This is a genomic window from uncultured Leptotrichia sp. (assembly GCF_938036635.1).
GTDB classification, from domain to species: Bacteria; Fusobacteriota; Fusobacteriia; order Fusobacteriales; family Leptotrichiaceae; genus Leptotrichia; species Leptotrichia hongkongensis.
The window spans coordinates 1-1,202 of sequence record NZ_CALHQO010000114.1 but is presented as its reverse complement, the minus strand read 5'-3'; the positions used below and the strand labels follow the sequence as shown (position 1 = coordinate 1,202).

Sequence of the window (1,202 nt, the reverse complement as noted above, 5' to 3'; positions counted from 1 at the left end):
CATCTTGTTCAAATAAAGAAAATGGTAACACAAAAAATAAAAATAATACTTCAAATCAAACAGCTGCCTATGTAAAGCCTCAAAATCCGCAAGGCCCTACAGTTGCACTTAACTTAACAGACTTTAAGATTGACAATGATTTTATTTTATATCAAGGTACTCCATTCACAGGAAAAATTACGTTTGACACATTTTATGAAAGCGGATATTTTTTTGTAAAAAATGGAAAACTGGAAGGAGAATCTGAAATAAATTACAAAATGAGCGGATTTAAAAGAAAAGATGTTTTCCAAAATAATATTATTTTAAGTTTTTCACAAATAAAAAATGGAATTACAACAGAATTTATATACGAAAAAAATGATACATCCTATGGAAAAAAAGTAGCTGAAGTTCGTACTTCGTATGGAAAAAATTCATACATCTTTAATATAGCTAACAGTACTGGAAAAATAGAAGTTAATGGCAAAAAAGCAGATAATATTACAGTTTTAAGCAACAGTCTGAGCGGAATTGTTAAGGAAAACGGCTCTTTTTATAAAATCATCTATTCATATTCAGAAGGGCAAGTTACGGAAGAGAAGTATAAACTAGACTCCAAAGCTGACAAATCTGAAGTCTTAGTTGAAAAAAGACTTTTGGAAGCACTTTACTTGAAACCTGCTGAGAAATCGGCTGGATTTATAAACGAAGAAGGAATTGAAAAATTAGATAGAATAATGTACCAGCTTGGAAAACCTGGGACTTCAACACCAACTTCAGGACAGCCAGCAGACACTAATGCAACAGTTGTACCAAATACAGCACCTCAGCAAAATCAATCTGGAACAAATCAGAATGATGACGATTTAGCAACATTAGACCGAGTTTATGATGAGGTAATGCATAAAAATAATACGGCGATATTAAATACGTTTTCAAAAGAGAAATTAGGCTATATAAGGAATACACTTTTTGCCAAGAAAGGATATAAATTTAAAAATCCTAAATATTCAAGCTACTTTTCTCAAAAAAGCTGGTATAATGGAATATATGATTCCGATGAAATATTAAATCCAGAAGAAAAAAGATTTGTTCTCATAATTAAGGAACGAGAAAAATAATATAATCAAAAAACTGAAATATAAGGAGGAAAAATGGAAAATCAGAATAATATAAAAAATGAAGAAAATAATACAAACTCTAATAACAACCAGTCTCAG

Annotated in this window: 1 protein-coding gene; it reads left to right on the top strand. The window is 30.0% G+C overall.

Going from position 1 to position 1,202, the window contains the following annotated elements:
- Positions 1–1,103, top strand: a 1,103-nt coding sequence (locus Q0370_RS02060) for a YARHG domain-containing protein (RefSeq protein WP_299571434.1), incomplete at its 5' end; no start/stop codon positions are given.
- Positions 1,104–1,202 lie beyond the last annotated feature (99 nt).